The sequence below is a fragment of the Mangrovibacter yixingensis genome (assembly GCF_020523985.1).
Lineage (GTDB): Bacteria > Pseudomonadota > Gammaproteobacteria > Enterobacterales > Enterobacteriaceae > Mangrovibacter > Mangrovibacter yixingensis.
Map to the genome: position 1 here is coordinate 1 of NZ_JAIVKM010000005.1, position 14,466 is coordinate 14,466.

A 14,466-nucleotide genomic window follows, 5' to 3' on the forward strand; every position below is an offset into this window, starting at 1 on the left:
TGTTGTACCGGAAATCGTTCCGGTACTGTTACTAAGTGATGTGATAGTGCCGCTGTTTTGCAGGCCGACTGTGGTGCCGGTTATGCTGCCCGTATTCGACAACGTACCAATATTGCCCGCACTGCTGATGCCAACACCACCAGTAATTATGCTGCTATTAATCAACGATGTAATCGCGCCATCGTTCTGAATACCTGTTGTTGTACCGGAAATCGTTCCGGTACTGTTACTAAGTGATGTGATAGTGCCGCTGTTTTGCAGGCCGACTGTGGTGCCGGTTATGCTGCCCGTATTCGACAACGTACCAATATTGCCCGCGCTGCTGATGCCAACACCACCGGTAATAATGCCGCTATTAATGAGCGACATAATGTCAGTGTTGTTCTGAATACCTGCGGTATTACCGGATATTGTGGCTCCGGTATTATTGGTTAGCGATAAAATAGTACCGTTGTTGAGGAGGCCAACAGTATCACTAAGCATTGCGGTATTATTAATAGCGACAAGGCTATTACTGGTGTTTTCCAGGGCCGCAAATGATGTACCACTAAGCAGCCCACTATTAGTTAATGTTCCTGCTAACGCAGATGCAGTTAATGCTGCGGCACTCGATGAACTAAGTGTGCCATTGCTAGTCAGTGTCATATTCCCACCAGACCAGTTAACGCATCCGGTGGACCCTACCACAGTGACCGTGCCACCCACATTTATACAAGATGCATAGGCTTCTGTAGTTGACATCAATGCGATAGCAGACCCCAGAGACAAGCCAAGAACCTTACGTCTGTCGAGTTGTGTTGTATCGGCAGGACTTTTTCTGTATTTACTCATTCCATACCTTATTATTTATTATATTTTTTCAGATTAAGCGCATTGCATTTAATGCAAATTGCAATAAACAACCACTACATAAATCATCATAGTTTATGTTCATAGCGATACAAATAGCTTAAGCACCGGTATTAATTTTTTTTCTTATCTCCATCCTTAACACAAATTAATGACAAACCGAGCCTGGCCAATAATTACAATTCGCTGAAAAAAAAGACCATATAGAATTATATTAAGAGATTTCTGCCATAGCTGCTAAACATGACTTCCCCTACCAGGAAGATAAATCAGGTAAAAGTGGCAAGAATTACGCGCTCGGGTCTCTAGTGTTTTTCGTGCGTAATGGAAGCCCCCGCGTCATTAACTGCACTCTTTAACTCTCTTAAAGCCACAGCAACATTTCGCAGAACGATTTCCCATTGCCCTGGGGCAGGTTGGCGGAACAAACGCATAGCAGGATACCAGGGAGAATCCTCACGTTGCATTAACCAGCGCCAGTCATTCAGAAAAGGCAACAGTACCCAGGCTGGGCAGCCAAGCGCACCAGCCAGGTGAACCGGCGAAGAGTCTACAGAAACCAGGGTATCTACCATACTAAGGATAGCGGCCGTATCATCGAAATCATGGATTTCATCACTCAACGACAACAACGACATACCCGGTGGCGGTGTCACAGCCTGCTCTGCCGCGGGCCCTTTCTGCAGCGCCAGAAAAGTAATACCCTCCAGAGCCAACGGTGCCAGGTCAGCCAATATAAGTGAACGACGCTTATCATTGGCATGAGTGGGGCTCCCTGCCCACACCAACCCCACTAACGGACGTGGCAGGCCAGCAAGCCGTGCCCGCCATTTTTCCACGCGCTCAGGATTGGCGAACAAATAAGGCATTCTTCCCGGTAGTTGCGACAGTTGCAGACCGAGTGCCGCAGGCAGACTCATCAGTTCGCAGTGAAAATCGAAAGGGGGAGGAAGTGTTCCCCGTGCTATCAATTGGTTATACCCTCTTACTCTTCGTGCCAGGCTACTGGCTTCCTGGTTTACCTCCAGCACGATATGAGCCCCACTGCGTTCCTGAGCCTGCTCTACCAGCCGCAAAAACTGGAAAGTATCGCCATAACCTTGTTCATCGTGGATCAACAATGTCTTCCCTTTTACAGACTGCCCTTCCCAGCGCGGTTTTTGCATATGCCGCTCAAACATGCGGGTATGGTCAAGCTTGTAGCGAAAACGGTACTCACGCCAGCCGCGTGTAAACTCGCCTTGTAGCAGCAGCATCTCGGACAAGTCGAAGCGCGCACTCATATCGCCAGGCACTGTTTGCACAATCATGTCCATAACCTGAGTTGCAGCGGCGAATTTTCCTTGCTGGCGAAATGCCGTATACAACTGACGCCACAAGGGGACAGGCCCAGTACCGGAGGCCAGCGTCTGACACAACATCACCTCTGCTTCGGCCCAGCACTCAGCCTTCAGGAGTGCATCAACCTGCTGCCAGACTGCGTTAAGATCTCTCTGTTCCGGGTTCATTTTTGTTTAACACCGAGCACGTCCAGGAGTGGGCCGAGGTGTTCGGCGTGCCTGTGCCAGCGCCCCCGGGAAGATGTATAGATGGGTTGGCGCACCTGGGCCACGCTTGCCGTGCGCACAATACGCCGCGTTTCGTAGAATGCCAGACAGGCGCCATCCCAGGGAAGATTAATGAAGTCAATCAGGCGCCGCGCCTGGCTTTCCAGATCGTCAACTACCGCTTCATAATCAACTTCAATAAAACATTCCTGTGGCAATATCTGGCGAAAATGAGCCATCAGAGTCTGGTAGTCGAGATAAAACTGCCCAAGCTCATCCAGTTGGTAAGCAAATAACTGTTCACCGGAAAAAAGTTTGCTGTAACAGGAAAGGCACGTATCGACAGGATCACGGCGGCAGTGGATGATACGTGCACCTGGCAGCAGCAGTGGAATCAACCCTGCATAGAGGAAGTTTCCTGGCAGTTTGTCTATCACTCTCGGTGCATCTGGTGCAAGGTTATCTATCTGCTCAAGATAGTCTGCCGCAATATTAATAAATTGGGTATTGCTCCAATTCGTTACTGCATCCGGGAAGCGCCCCACACGCTCTACTGCCCTACCTAGCGCGCCTAATTCGCCAGCACCGTAGACATCAGGATGTGATGAGAGAATCTGTTCAACCAGAGTGGTACCGGAGCGTGGCATCCCGATGATAAAAACAGGGCGGTCAGAAGCCACTCCAGCTCCTTTGAATCGTTCCATTAATGCCGGAGTGAAAACGTCAGCAACACTTTTCATCCAGGTGCTAATCTGTTCGGCATCATAACTAAAAGTAGCCCGTTTAAAAGCATTACCCCGGTCAAGATGGGAAAATGCACGCTCCGAATTTCGGCAATCCAGGTACGCTTTACCCAGCGAGAAATGCAGTAGCATTTGTTCATTCAGCGGAAGCGCTGGCTCACGCGCCAACGCATTTTCCATAACATCGATGTCAGGATCGCCTGACTGATAGAATTTATTATCACATCGCGCAGCCAACACCCGATGTGAATCAGGAAAACGTTTCAGTGCCTGTTCAAACACTGTATCTGCTGCTTCTTTGTTCCCTATTTCCATCAGTAAAACGGCTCGTGCAACAAGAGCTTCTTCGGCGACCGTACCGGGTAATTCCGCCGCATGGTTATAGGCTTGTTCCGCCTCTTCATACTGCCCAAGCCCTTGTAACGCTTTACCCAAAACCTTATGCGTATTCGCATTGCCCGGTACAATAGCCAGTGACTTTTGAGCAACAGCAACTGCTTCCTGATAACGTTCATCGGCAATCATAATTTGGGCGAGTGCTGTTAGCCCACCCACATGTTGTGGCGAAAATTCCAATAGTGAATTGACCCAATGGCGAGCATCAGCATAACGCATACGCGACAACTCGATATTCGCCAGGTTTAAATACGCATCCGCCAGTTGCGGGTTGATATCTAGCGCCTTGCGGGCAGAAGCCACTGCATCATCAATACAACCGAGGTCACTTAACAGCAAAGTGAGGTTGCTATACACCTCAGCATATTCGGGACGCAACACCAAAGCTCGCTGGTAGCATTCCTGTGCACGAGGCAAATCGCCAAGACGTTGATAAGTATTGGCCAGGTTGTTATGCGCTTCAGCGTTATCCGGTTGTAATGATACAACATATTCCAGGCACTCCAGGCTGGCCGTGAATTTTCCGGCCTCCTGCAGAATGATGCCAAGGTTACTCCAGGCCACAACAAGTTCGGGTTCTTGTTCCACTGCTCTCCGTGCGGCTTGCTCGGCATCCATCAGCAAACCTTTCTGGCGATAAAGCTCGGCCAGGTTGCTATAGATTATTGCCGGAGCGCCAGGGGACTGGCAGGCTTTACGTATATAGTCGATAGCCTTGTCCGGCATACCGTAGGCATGCATCATAAGGCCCAAGAGATTAAGGGCATCGTGCTGTAATGGTGCGACTTCCAGCACCTGCAGGCAAAGCTGCTCTGCCTGTGCGGCCTGCCCGGCATTCCAGTGAGCATTCGCCAGCTCCAGGGCCTGAAGAACCGTCAATTGTTGCGAATCAACAGGGTTGCTATTACTCAAAATATTCCTCGGTCATAAAGGCCCCACTGGCTGGATTGTGTCTGTAAGCAGCAGGTTATTACCCGGACGCTTCAACGTGGAACACAGTCTGAATTGGACGCCATTCTGGATGGTGTCCAATAATTATTGGTAATATCTTCGTCCTCAGAATAGGTGACGCAAAAATAGAGTGCAACATCTGTTTGTTCAGTTTGAAAGCCTGCCGATAATCACTTATGTGCATGAATGAGAAATGCTCATGGCTGCTTTAACTGGTTATTAGTAATAATTAAAGAAAACGTGACAGCAAGACGATCTTGCAGACATCAGATTACTTTTTCTTATTGTTAGCCAATTAATTATTAGCCAACTGATACCCTTTTTATTCTTAAAACAAGATAGCCTTGAATTTATTGTGTCAGTATCACTGCTAACCGTTTATACAATCTAACAGAGTGTAACCCTGCATGTGTTTAGCATCCCTGAGAAAAAAAGCGAGATTAATCACAGTCAGAATAAACGGGGCAATAGCATTTTGGCGCGGAACAGGTTGTTCAGAGAAAGGCAGGAAATTACGAGAGAGTATTGCAGAAAAAATGATACGCATCGTAAAAATAGTAAGGCTACAAAATAAAGGGGCAGTCACCCGCCCCTTATGCAAAAGACCTTAAAACGTCTTCATTTGCTGTATTTACGCATTACCAGTGTGGCGTTGGTGCCACCAAAACCGAAGCTGTTAGACATAACAGTCGTCAGGTCGCGCTCAACAGGCTCAGTGACAATGTTCATGCCTTCAGCCAGCGGATCACGTTCGTCGATGTTAATGCTTGGCGCGATAAAGCTGTGTTCCAGCATCAGCAGGCTGTAAATTGCTTCCTGAACCCCTGCCGCACCCAGTGAGTGACCGGTCATGGCTTTAGTAGCAGACAGCGCAGGCGTGTTATCGCCAAACACTTCACGAATCGCACCCAGTTCTTTTACATCACCAACTGGAGTAGACGTACCATGAGTATTCAGGTAATCGATAGGTGTATCTACACCATCCATTGCCATTCTCATGCAACGTGCTGCACCTTCGCCAGACGGAGCAACCATATCTGCACCATCAGACGTTGCGCCGTAACCAACGATTTCTGCATAGATATGAGCACCACGAGCCAGAGCATGCTCCAGTTCTTCAACCACGACCATACCGCCACCGCCCGCGATAACAAAACCATCACGGTGAGTATCATAAGTACGGGAAGCTTTTTCCGGCGTCTCATTGTATTTGGTAGACAGCGCGCCCATGGCATCGAACTCACAAGCCAGTTCCCAGCACAGCTCTTCACCGCCGCCAGCGAACACGATGTCTTGCTTACCGAGCTGAATTTGCTCAACCGCATTACCAATACAGTGTGCTGATGTTGCACAGGCGGAGCTGATAGAGTAGTTCACGCCATGAATTTTGAATGGCGTAGCCAGGCAGGCAGAAACACCAGAGGCCATGGCTTTGGTAACAACGTAGGGGCCAACAGCTTTCAGACCACGAGGGCTGCGCATGGCATCTGCACCAAAGACCTGGAATTTTGGCGAACCGCCACCAGAACCAGCAATCAGCCCAACGCGTGGGTTGTTTTGGTAAACTTCGTCAGCCAGTTTGGCATCTTTAATTGCCTCATCCATGGACAAGTAAGCATAAATAGAGGCGTCACTCATAAAGCGAACGACCTTGCGATCGATTAAGCCTGTGGTATCCAGCTTGACATTACCCCACACGTGGCTACGCATACCGGAATCTTTCAGTTCTTGAGAGAAAGTGATCCCTGAGCGCCCTTCACGCAGAGATGCCAGGACTTCCTGCTGGTTATTACCGATGCTGGAAACGATACCCAGGCCAGTAATCACTGCACGTTTCATTCAATACCTCTTTCACTGCATATTTTAGATTTCGTGTCGCACAATAGCGTACAGTTGTACGCCGAACAAGTCCGATCAGCCATTTTATGCAGATAATTTGCGCCAGCTCAGACTAACCCTTAAGATCGTGGCACACCGTGTTATACGAGCAACTTACGTGAAACAAAACTGTATACAAACTGCCACACTGGACTTCAATGCTGAGGGTACACCTGTTTCCCGACAATTTGATGACGTCTACTTTTCAAATGACAATGGGCTGGAAGAAACTCGCTACGTTTTCCTCGATGGAAATAAGCTGAAAGACCGGTTTTTCAACCACCAGGAACCTGTTTTTGTGGTGGCTGAAAGCGGTTTTGGGACCGGGTTGAATTTTCTGGCACTGTGGGAACAATTCGCGCTCTTCCATGCCGGCAACCCGCAGGCCGGGCTACAGCGGCTGCACTTTATTAGTTTTGAAAAATTCCCGTTACGCCTGGACGACCTCACCAAAGCTCACCAACAGTGGCCACAGTTGGCTACATTCGCCACCCAATTGCAGGCGCAATGGCCTGATGCGGTTGCTGGCTGCCACCGCCTGGTTCTGGATAATGGGCGTGTAACAGTAGATTTATGGTTTGGCGATATTAATACCAGCCTCACCCAACTTGACTGCACCCTGAATCAGCGAATTGATGCCTGGTTTCTGGATGGCTTTGCCCCTTCACGTAACCCTGATATGTGGAATCAGGCATTGTTTGACGGAATGGCTCGCCTGGCAAAACCCGGTGGAACCATGGCGACATTCACCTCTGCAGGTTTTGTTCGCCGTGGGTTACAACAGGCGGGTTTTCAGGTTGAAAAGTGCAAGGGCTTTGGCCGCAAGCGGGAAATGCTAACCGGGGTGCGAAATGAAGCGTCCAGTACGCCACTCACAGCGCCATGGTATACGCGCCAGGCAGCAAGTGGCAGGGAAACGGCCATCATAGGTGGTGGTATCGCCAGTGCATTATTAAGCCTTGCGTTATTACAACGTGGCTGGGATGTGACCCTGTACTGCGCCGATAGCGCGCCAGCACAAGGTGCATCAGGCAACCGCCAGGGTGCTCTGTATCCCCTTCTTAACCAGCATGACCCGGCGCTGGCAGCTTTTTTTCCGCACGCTTTTGGGTTCGCTCGGCGGTTGTATGACCGCCTGCCAGCCACATTCGCCCACGACTGGTGTGGTGTTACTCAGCTGGCCTGGAACGAAAAAAGTGCCGATAAACTGGCAAAGATGCTGGATATGCCACTACCAGAAACACTGATTCATGCAGTCAGCAAAGAAGCGATGCTGGCAACCTGTGGCGTTGAAACTGGCGTTTCCGGTATTTGTTTTCCGCAAGGTGGCTGGCTTTGCCCAGAAACGCTCACCAGCCTGGTCATTACACTGGCCTGTGAACAAGGCCTGAAAGTGCATTATAACCAACAGGCCATGAACCTGAGCCAGAGTGATACAGGCTGGGAGATTCACTTCGCCAGTGGCCTGGCTGCGCAGCATTGCAGCCTGGTACTGGCAAATGGCCACAATATCACCCAGTTTGAACAAACGGCTCATATCCCTGCCTACCCGGTTGCCGGCCAGGTAAGCCATATTCCCACCACACCAGGGTTAGGTGCACTGAAACAAGTGCTGTGTTATGACGGTTACCTGACACCCGTTGACCCTGTTCGCGGGCAACACTGCATTGGTGCCAGTTACCATCGGGGCCATACAGAAACAGCCTACAGCGAAGAAGACCAGGTTCATAACCGGCAACGGCTGGTTGATTGCCTGCCACAAGCAGCATGGGCGCATGAAGTCGATACCAGCGCAGGTGATGCAAGATGTGGGGTGCGCTGCGCTACCCGTGATCATATCCCGATGGTTGGCAATGTTCCGGACTACAGCGCATTTATGAATGATTATGTCCACCAGTCACCGGAAGAAATTGCCTCAGCACAGTGCTTGCTGCCGGTTCACCCAAACTTGTTTATGCTCGGTGCTCTGGGTTCACGTGGGTTATGTAGCGCTCCCCTGGTAGCAGAGATACTGGCAGCACAAATGAGTGCGGAGCCATTACCATCGGACAGGGAAACACTGGCAGCCATGACACCGTCCAGGTTATGGGTGCGTAAGTGGCTAAAAGGCAGGAAAATAGAGAAATAACCGGAAGAATTATGCCCGGCGTACCCGCCGGGCTGCCTGCATTATGCTATGGCCTGATTCCATAGTTTGTCCCACATTTCCAGAACCAGCACCTGGTCTGGTGGTGACAGTTCCCCAGCGCTGATGGCTTTTTCAAGGCTATGGCCAACATGCTGATACACACGTTCAAAGGAGTGGTCATCACCTTGCTCAACTTCGGCAATCGCCAGGGTCAGGTGCCCACGCAAATAGCCGCTGGCAAACAATTCGTCGTCAGAGGCATGCTCGACCATGCCATCAATTAAACCCAGAATGCGTGCTTCAAACGCTTCAATCATATGTCTCTCCTGCTTGGTATGGCGCTCAGCACAAATCTTCGGGCCATGGAAAAGATTCTGCCGTAAAGGGTGCAGAATGATAATACTGTTGTAAGGCAGCAATAAAACGCGCCGGGCGTGAGGGTACACCTGCAGATAACCAGTGCATCACCTGCTGGTGAACCCGCCGCTGGAACACAATACGGTCAGGCTCAAAATCACCACTGAGGTTGTCGCAACTGACATTAAATGCAAAACCGGCAGCAACACAGAACATCCATTCCAGCGCCTGCGGTTTCACTTCCACATCTTCGAACTGGTGCTGTGTTGCTTCATCGCGCCCATCCGGGCAATACCAGTAACCAAAATCAACCAGTTTACGCCGCTCGTCACCGGCAATACACCAGTGGGCAATTTCGTGCAGAGCACTGGCATAGTAACCGTGGGCAAAAACAACGCGATGGTAAGGGGCTTCGCTGTCTGCAGGCAAATAAATGGGTTCGTCATCGCCTTTAACCAGGCGCGTATTGTAATCTTCGGCGAAACAACCATTAAAAATCTCAATCAGTTGTTCGTAGTGATGTGTTTCCATTACTTCCATTACTGCATACCTAACCAGTGAAGAATTGTTTGCCCGTGGCTGTCGAACAGTAATTTGGCGCTCATAACCGCCGACACCACCACAATCATGGGGCGAATCAGTTTGTGGCCTTTACTCAGCACCAGGCGTGAGCCCATACGAGCACCGCAAAACTGCCCGGCCATCATGACAAACCCGGTACCCCATACCACTTTGCCGCCAATAATAAACAACAGTAACCCGCCAAGGTTAGAAGTGGCATTGAGCAATTTCGCATGAGCTGTAGCTTTGGCAAGGTTAAAACCAGCCAGGGCAACAAACGCTAACGCATAAAATGAGCCTGCTCCGGGGCCAAAAAAGCCATCATAAAACCCCACACATCCACCAGCGACCAGGGCAAAAGGCAGCCCGTACAAACGGCGTTGCCTGTCTGCTTCGCCAAGACGTGGCATTAACAAAAAATATAAGCCAATGGCAATGACCAGTATGGGCAGGATCTGGCGCAGAATGTCGGCATGCATATGCTGCACCAGTAATGCGCCAGATGTGGCGCCAATGAACGTCATCAACACATTCAATTTTTGGTCGGCGAGGCTCACTACTTTGCGGCGAATAAAATAGAGTGAAGATGAAACTGAGCCACCACAAGCCTGCAACTTATTCGTTGCCAGCGCCTGAGCCGGTGGCAAGCCAGCGGCCAGTAACGCAGGAACAGTCAACAACCCGCCGCCACCTGCCAAAGAATCAATAAAACCAGCGAGCATTGCGACAAAAAATAACACCACCAGCACCAGTGGTGAAACCATGAACCACTCCATGTACTTGTCCTTTATAGCATTTTTTTATCCAGCAATGCCTGGCAGGATGCAGGTATTGGAGGTGGTGTTTTTTTGCCGGGTTTCACAGCACCTGGTTTAGGCGGCTCAAACCAACTTTGTAGTTCCGCACCACAGCCATCACCAGGTGGTGGTGGTGCCTGGTCAATGCACTCAAGGCTACCTGCCGGGCAGTTCAGGCGTACATGCATATGTGCCCGGTGAGCAAACCAGGGGCGCACTTTGCGCAACCAGGTGCGGTCAGTGCCAGCGGTTTCACACAATTTTTCTTTGATTGCCGGGTTTACAAAAATCCGGGCGACATCGCTGTCTTCGGCCGCCAGTTTTATCAACTGCCCGATTTCCGGCTGCCAGAGCGATTCAACTACATTTTTTCCACCCGGCGCGACCAAGTCCAGTGCCTGAGGTTTCAACAATTGTGCGCGGGTCCAGCGTGTTTTGGGTAGTTGCAGGAAAATATCGACATCAAGGCCACTCTGATGGCTGGCATGGCCGCTACTAAAGCGCCCACCGGCCGCCATGCCCATATCACCAATCAGCAGTGTTCCCATACCACGCTGGTGCACACTGGCAGACAACCGGCCAATAAAAGCCAACAAATCTGGGTGACCAAAGTAACGGCGCTGGTCTGTACGCATCACCTGGTAATCATCCGACTGTAACGGCAATGGCTCGGCACCAATAATACAACCGTTGGCATAAGCACCAATTGATTGCGGTGAGCCAGCGATGGGATGGGTAATTTTCTGCCAGGGTGTGGCGGCCTGAGCAAGGCCGCACAATAACAAACCAGAGAGTGCTAAGACAGTTCTGTTCATTGTCATGTCATTACCAGCGCGGAAGTGAGCAGGCTACGTCCCCATTCTGGGCACGCTGGCGCAATGCGTGGTCCATCAGAACAATAGCCAGCATCGCTTCGGCAATCGGTACGGCGCGAATACCCACGCAAGGGTCGTGCCGCCCACGAGTCACCATTTCGACTTCTTCGCCTGCGCGGTTAATGGTTTTCCCCGGCACCATAATGCTGGAAGTGGGTTTCAGCGCAATATTCGCCACAATTTGCTGACCACTACTGATACCGCCTAATACACCACCGGCATGGTTACTGGTAAACCCGGATTGAGTAATTTCATCGCGGTTCTCGCTGCCGCGCAGCCCCACAACACCAAAACCATCACCAATTTCAACGCCTTTGACTGCGTTAATGCTCATCAATGCATGGGCAATATCCGCATCCAGGCGGTCGAAAACGGGTTCTCCAAATCCAGGAGGGACGTTATCTGCAACTACTGTCACTTTCGCGCCGATTGAATCGCCCTCTTTCTTGAGCGCACGCATCAGTTCATCAAGCGCAGTCACTTTCTCGGGATCCGGGCAGAAGAACGCATTTTGCTCAACTTGCTCCCAGTCAACGATATCCAGTGGGATATCCCCCATTTGAGAAAGGCACGCACGCACTACAATACCGAATTTCTCAGCCAGATATTTTTTGGCAATCGCACCAGCAGCAACACGCATTGCTGTTTCACGAGCCGATGAACGGCCCCCACCACGGTAATCACGCAGGCCATATTTTTGCTCATAGGTGTAATCGGCATGGCCTGGGCGGAATACATCTTTAATAGCGCTGTAATCCTGAGAGCGCTGATCAGTATTTTCAATAAGCAGCCCAATACTGGTTCCGGTGGTGACACCTTCAAATACCCCAGATAAAATTTTCACCTGGTCTGGTTCACGGCGCTGTGTGGTATAGCGCGAGGTTCCTGGACGGCGGCGGTCCAGGTCATGTTGTAAGTCCGCTTCGGTTAGCGAAATACCCGGCGGGACACCATCAACAATGCAGCCCAACGCCAACCCATGTGACTCACCAAAAGTGGTTACACGGAAGATCTGTCCAATAGTGTTCCCTGCCATCACGGCTCCTTACCGTTGTTATCGTTTCAAGGGGCAATTGTGGGCCAGACGGCCCACAGCAGATTAATCTTTATAAATACTGAAATGCTCACGAGCGGCAATAAGCTGTGTTTTAGTCAGCATAAAGACGCCATCACCGCCGTTATCAAATTCAAGCCAGGTGAAAGGGACATCCGGGTATTGTTCTGCCAGATGTACCATGCTGTTACCGACTTCACAAATCAGAATACCGCCGTCAGCCAGGTAATCTGGGGAGCAGGCCAGTATCCGGCGGGCCAGTTTCAGGCCATCGCTGCCGGCAGCCAGCCCCAGTTCAGGTTCAAAGCGGTATTCGCCCGGCAAATCCGACATATCTTCCGCATCAACATACGGCGGGTTAGTCACAATGATGTCGTACTGCACTTTGGGCAAATCACGGAAAAGATCAGAACGAATCGGGGTTACCTGATGTTCCAGGCCATGTTCTGCAATATTTCTTTCCGCCACAGCAAGGGCATCAGGTGAAATATCTACAGCGTCTACTTCGGCTTCCGGGAATGCATAAGCGCAGGCAATGGCAATGCACCCACTCCCCGTACACATATCCAGAATATGTGCCGGTTCACCATCCGCCAGCCCGGCAAAATGTGAATTAATCAGTTCACCAATTGGCGAGCGCGGCACCAGTACCCGTTCATCAACATAAAACTCGTGGCCGCAAAACCAGGCTTTGTTGGTGAGGTAGGCAACGGGAATACGTTCATTGACCCGGCGAATCACCCGCTCAACAATGCGGTGACGTTCGCTGGATGTCAGGCGGCACTGGCGCATATCTTCAGGGATATCCAGTGGCAGATAGAGGGTTGGGAGCACCAGTTGTACCGCTTCATCCCACGGGTTATCCGTGCCGTGCCCATACCAAATATTTGCCGCGCTAAAACGGCTGACGGCCCAACGCAGCATATCCTGAATAGTGTGCAGTTCACTGACTGCCTCTTCGACAAAAATTTTATCCACATGCCCTCCGCAGGCCGTTAGCGCTGTTGTTTCGGCCGCTAGTTTGCCACGAACACAGCGATAAATCAGCATCGGGGCGCGCCCCGGAGGTGAAATTGGCGGTTTTATTTAATTGCAACCACTAAAGCAGGTAAACTGGCGAGCATTGCATGACAGGAATTGGATGATATGAAGAAAAAAGCGCAACTGAGTACGGAAGATAAGGCTCTGTTCCGTGAGTTAATGCGCGGCACCCGGCAACTGGCTCAGGACACGATTGTTCACCGCCCGGTACGCAAAAAAGTCACTGAAATGCCGGTAAAACGCCTGGTCCAGGAACAAGTTGACGCCAGCCACTATTTTTCCGATGAATTTCAACCTTTGCTTTCCAGTGAAGGGCCAATGCGTTATGTACGTCAAGATGTCAGCCACTTTGAATTGAAGAAGCTACGCCGCGGTGACTACACACCAGACCTGATGCTGGATTTACATGGGTTAACACAACTGCAGGCCAAACAAGAACTGGGTGCGCTAATCGCAGCCTGCCGCCGGGAACATGTGTATTGTGCCTGCGTAATGCACGGGCACGGAAAACATATTCTCAAACAACAAACTCCGTTATGGCTGGCGCAGCACCCACACGTAATGGCTTTCCACCAGGCCCCTAAAGAGTGGGGTGGCGATGCAGCATTACTGGTTTTGATTGAAGTGGATGAATGGCAGCCGCCAGAAATTCCCTAGGGCCAGAAACACGTAGAGCCGGCAAGCGGCTCTTAAGTGTTCAGTCATTAAATTGCTTTTGCGACTTTCAAATTACACGGGCTGATTTGCCACTCGAATGTCCCTTTGCCCGATTCCGGCGCAATAGTGACTGAGGCAATCGCCGAAGTGCAGAACATCGGAGGCGTTTCCTCCGGGCAAAGTTCTGACACAAGGTAACCCACCAATGGCAGGTGAGAGATAACCAGCACAGACTTTTCACCTTGCTCAGCAAGCGCCTGGAGATAACAACCCACCAGACCTACATCGCCGCAAGGCATTAACTCAGGCATTGTCTCTTTCTCGCCAGACAGGGAAAGTTGCTGACTCACAACATCCAGTGTCTGCTCCGCACGCAAAAACGGACTGACCAGAACACGTCCAACTTCTACCTGCTGACCTTTTAACCAGGTCGCCATCATTTGCGTTTCGTCAATGCCCACCTGAGTGAGAGGACGAACCGCATCACTGGCGGCATCGAGCGCCGCGTCGCCATGACGCATGATAAAAACTTGCATATTGCACCGCTTTTGTTAACCAGAAACACCTGCTCACCCAGCACGAAACAAACTGCAATTCGCACGCGCTAACAGGGGGTCGGGCATTGTGCCTTA

General features: G+C 50.7%; 12 protein-coding genes and 1 pseudogene. 2 read left to right on the forward strand and 11 right to left on the reverse strand.

Translation table 11 applies throughout. The features are described 5' to 3' along the window. From LC084_RS16020 to fabB, 4 genes and pseudogenes are all read right to left on the reverse strand, one after another. Positions 1–831, reverse strand: a pseudogene (locus LC084_RS16020) (autotransporter outer membrane beta-barrel domain-containing protein); the annotation flags it as partial. A gap of 323 nt (positions 832–1,154) precedes the next feature. Beyond that, positions 1,155–2,357: a glycosyltransferase family 9 protein gene (locus tag LC084_RS16025; RefSeq protein ID WP_226572191.1), complete on the reverse strand. Its 1,203-nt coding sequence runs from the start codon at positions 2,355–2,357 to the stop codon at positions 1,155–1,157. Then, positions 2,354–4,447 carry a tetratricopeptide repeat-containing sulfotransferase family protein gene (locus tag LC084_RS16030; RefSeq protein WP_226572192.1) on the reverse strand — a complete coding sequence of 698 codons (2,094 nt, stop codon included), beginning with the start codon at positions 4,445–4,447 and terminating at the stop codon, positions 2,354–2,356. Before LC084_RS16030 ends, LC084_RS16025 begins: the two co-directional genes overlap by 4 nt. 657 nt (positions 4,448–5,104) lie before the next feature. Then, on the reverse strand, positions 5,105–6,325 hold the full coding sequence (gene fabB / locus LC084_RS16035; protein WP_226572193.1) for a beta-ketoacyl-ACP synthase I: 1,221 nt from the start codon (positions 6,323–6,325) through the stop codon (positions 5,105–5,107). A 157-nt stretch (positions 6,326–6,482) separates the two neighbouring features. On the opposite strand from fabB, the gene mnmC reads away from it, so the two are divergent. Continuing rightward, entirely contained in the window at positions 6,483–8,492 is a 2,010-nt protein-coding gene (gene mnmC, locus LC084_RS16040) for a bifunctional tRNA (5-methylaminomethyl-2-thiouridine)(34)-methyltransferase MnmD/FAD-dependent 5-carboxymethylaminomethyl-2-thiouridine(34) oxidoreductase MnmC (RefSeq protein ID WP_226572194.1), read from the forward strand. 41 nt (positions 8,493–8,533) lie between these two features. Here mnmC and LC084_RS16045 read toward each other — a convergent pair whose 3' ends face one another. The 6 genes from LC084_RS16045 to prmB all read right to left on the reverse strand — a co-directional run bounded on the left by LC084_RS16045 (position 8,534) and on the right by prmB (position 13,114). Then, on the reverse strand, positions 8,534–8,809 hold the full coding sequence (locus LC084_RS16045; protein ID WP_226572195.1) for a YfcL family protein: 276 nt from the start codon (positions 8,807–8,809) through the stop codon (positions 8,534–8,536). Positions 8,810–8,834: 25 nt separating this feature from the next. Then, positions 8,835–9,380, reverse strand: coding sequence for an elongation factor P hydroxylase (locus LC084_RS16050; protein WP_404808686.1), 546 nt, complete (start codon positions 9,378–9,380; stop codon positions 8,835–8,837). Between the two features lie 8 nt (positions 9,381–9,388). Beyond that, positions 9,389–10,186 carry a sulfite exporter TauE/SafE family protein gene (locus LC084_RS16055; RefSeq protein ID WP_226572197.1) on the reverse strand — a complete coding sequence of 266 codons (798 nt, stop codon included), beginning with the start codon at positions 10,184–10,186 and terminating at the stop codon, positions 9,389–9,391. Between the two features lie 11 nt (positions 10,187–10,197). After that, positions 10,198–11,022, reverse strand: a complete 825-nt coding sequence (gene mepA, locus LC084_RS16060) for a penicillin-insensitive murein endopeptidase (protein ID WP_226572198.1) — start codon at positions 11,020–11,022, stop codon at positions 10,198–10,200. Between the two features lie 10 nt (positions 11,023–11,032). Further along, positions 11,033–12,118 carry a chorismate synthase gene (aroC, locus tag LC084_RS16065; RefSeq protein ID WP_226572199.1) on the reverse strand — a complete coding sequence of 362 codons (1,086 nt, stop codon included), beginning with the start codon at positions 12,116–12,118 and terminating at the stop codon, positions 11,033–11,035. 63 nt (positions 12,119–12,181) lie between these two features. Then, the gene (gene prmB, locus LC084_RS16070) at positions 12,182–13,114 is read right to left on the reverse strand and encodes a 50S ribosomal protein L3 N(5)-glutamine methyltransferase (RefSeq protein WP_226572370.1); all 933 of its coding nucleotides are present in this window, start codon (positions 13,112–13,114) and stop codon (positions 12,182–12,184) included. Between the two features lie 168 nt (positions 13,115–13,282). Between prmB and smrB the strand changes: the two genes are divergently transcribed. Further along, positions 13,283–13,834: an endonuclease SmrB gene (gene smrB / locus LC084_RS16075; RefSeq protein ID WP_226572200.1), complete on the forward strand. Its 552-nt coding sequence runs from the start codon at positions 13,283–13,285 to the stop codon at positions 13,832–13,834. Between the two features lie 47 nt (positions 13,835–13,881). On the opposite strand, the gene sixA is transcribed toward smrB, so the two are convergent. Beyond that, complete coding sequence (gene sixA / locus LC084_RS16080; protein ID WP_226572201.1) at positions 13,882–14,370, reverse strand: phosphohistidine phosphatase SixA; 489 nt, start codon at positions 14,368–14,370, stop codon at positions 13,882–13,884. Between the last annotated feature and the right edge of the window lie 96 nt (positions 14,371–14,466).

Coding starts and splice junctions, on each gene's coding strand:
- LC084_RS16025 (WP_226572191.1), bottom strand. CDS start 2,357: ATGAACCCGGAACAGAGAGATCTTAACGCAGTCTGGCAGCAGGTTGAT.
- LC084_RS16055 (WP_226572197.1), bottom strand. CDS start 10,186: ATGGAGTGGTTCATGGTTTCACCACTGGTGCTGGTGGTGTTATTTTTT.
- LC084_RS16050 (WP_404808686.1), bottom strand. CDS start 9,380: ATGGAAACACATCACTACGAACAACTGATTGAGATTTTTAATGGTTGT.
- sixA (WP_226572201.1), bottom strand. CDS start 14,370: ATGCAAGTTTTTATCATGCGTCATGGCGACGCGGCGCTCGATGCCGCC.
- fabB (WP_226572193.1), bottom strand. CDS start 6,325: ATGAAACGTGCAGTGATTACTGGCCTGGGTATCGTTTCCAGCATCGGT.
- aroC (WP_226572199.1), bottom strand. CDS start 12,118: ATGGCAGGGAACACTATTGGACAGATCTTCCGTGTAACCACTTTTGGT.
- mepA (WP_226572198.1), bottom strand. CDS start 11,022: ATGAACAGAACTGTCTTAGCACTCTCTGGTTTGTTATTGTGCGGCCTT.
- smrB (WP_226572200.1), top strand. CDS start 13,283: ATGAAGAAAAAAGCGCAACTGAGTACGGAAGATAAGGCTCTGTTCCGT.
- LC084_RS16045 (WP_226572195.1), bottom strand. CDS start 8,809: ATGATTGAAGCGTTTGAAGCACGCATTCTGGGTTTAATTGATGGCATG.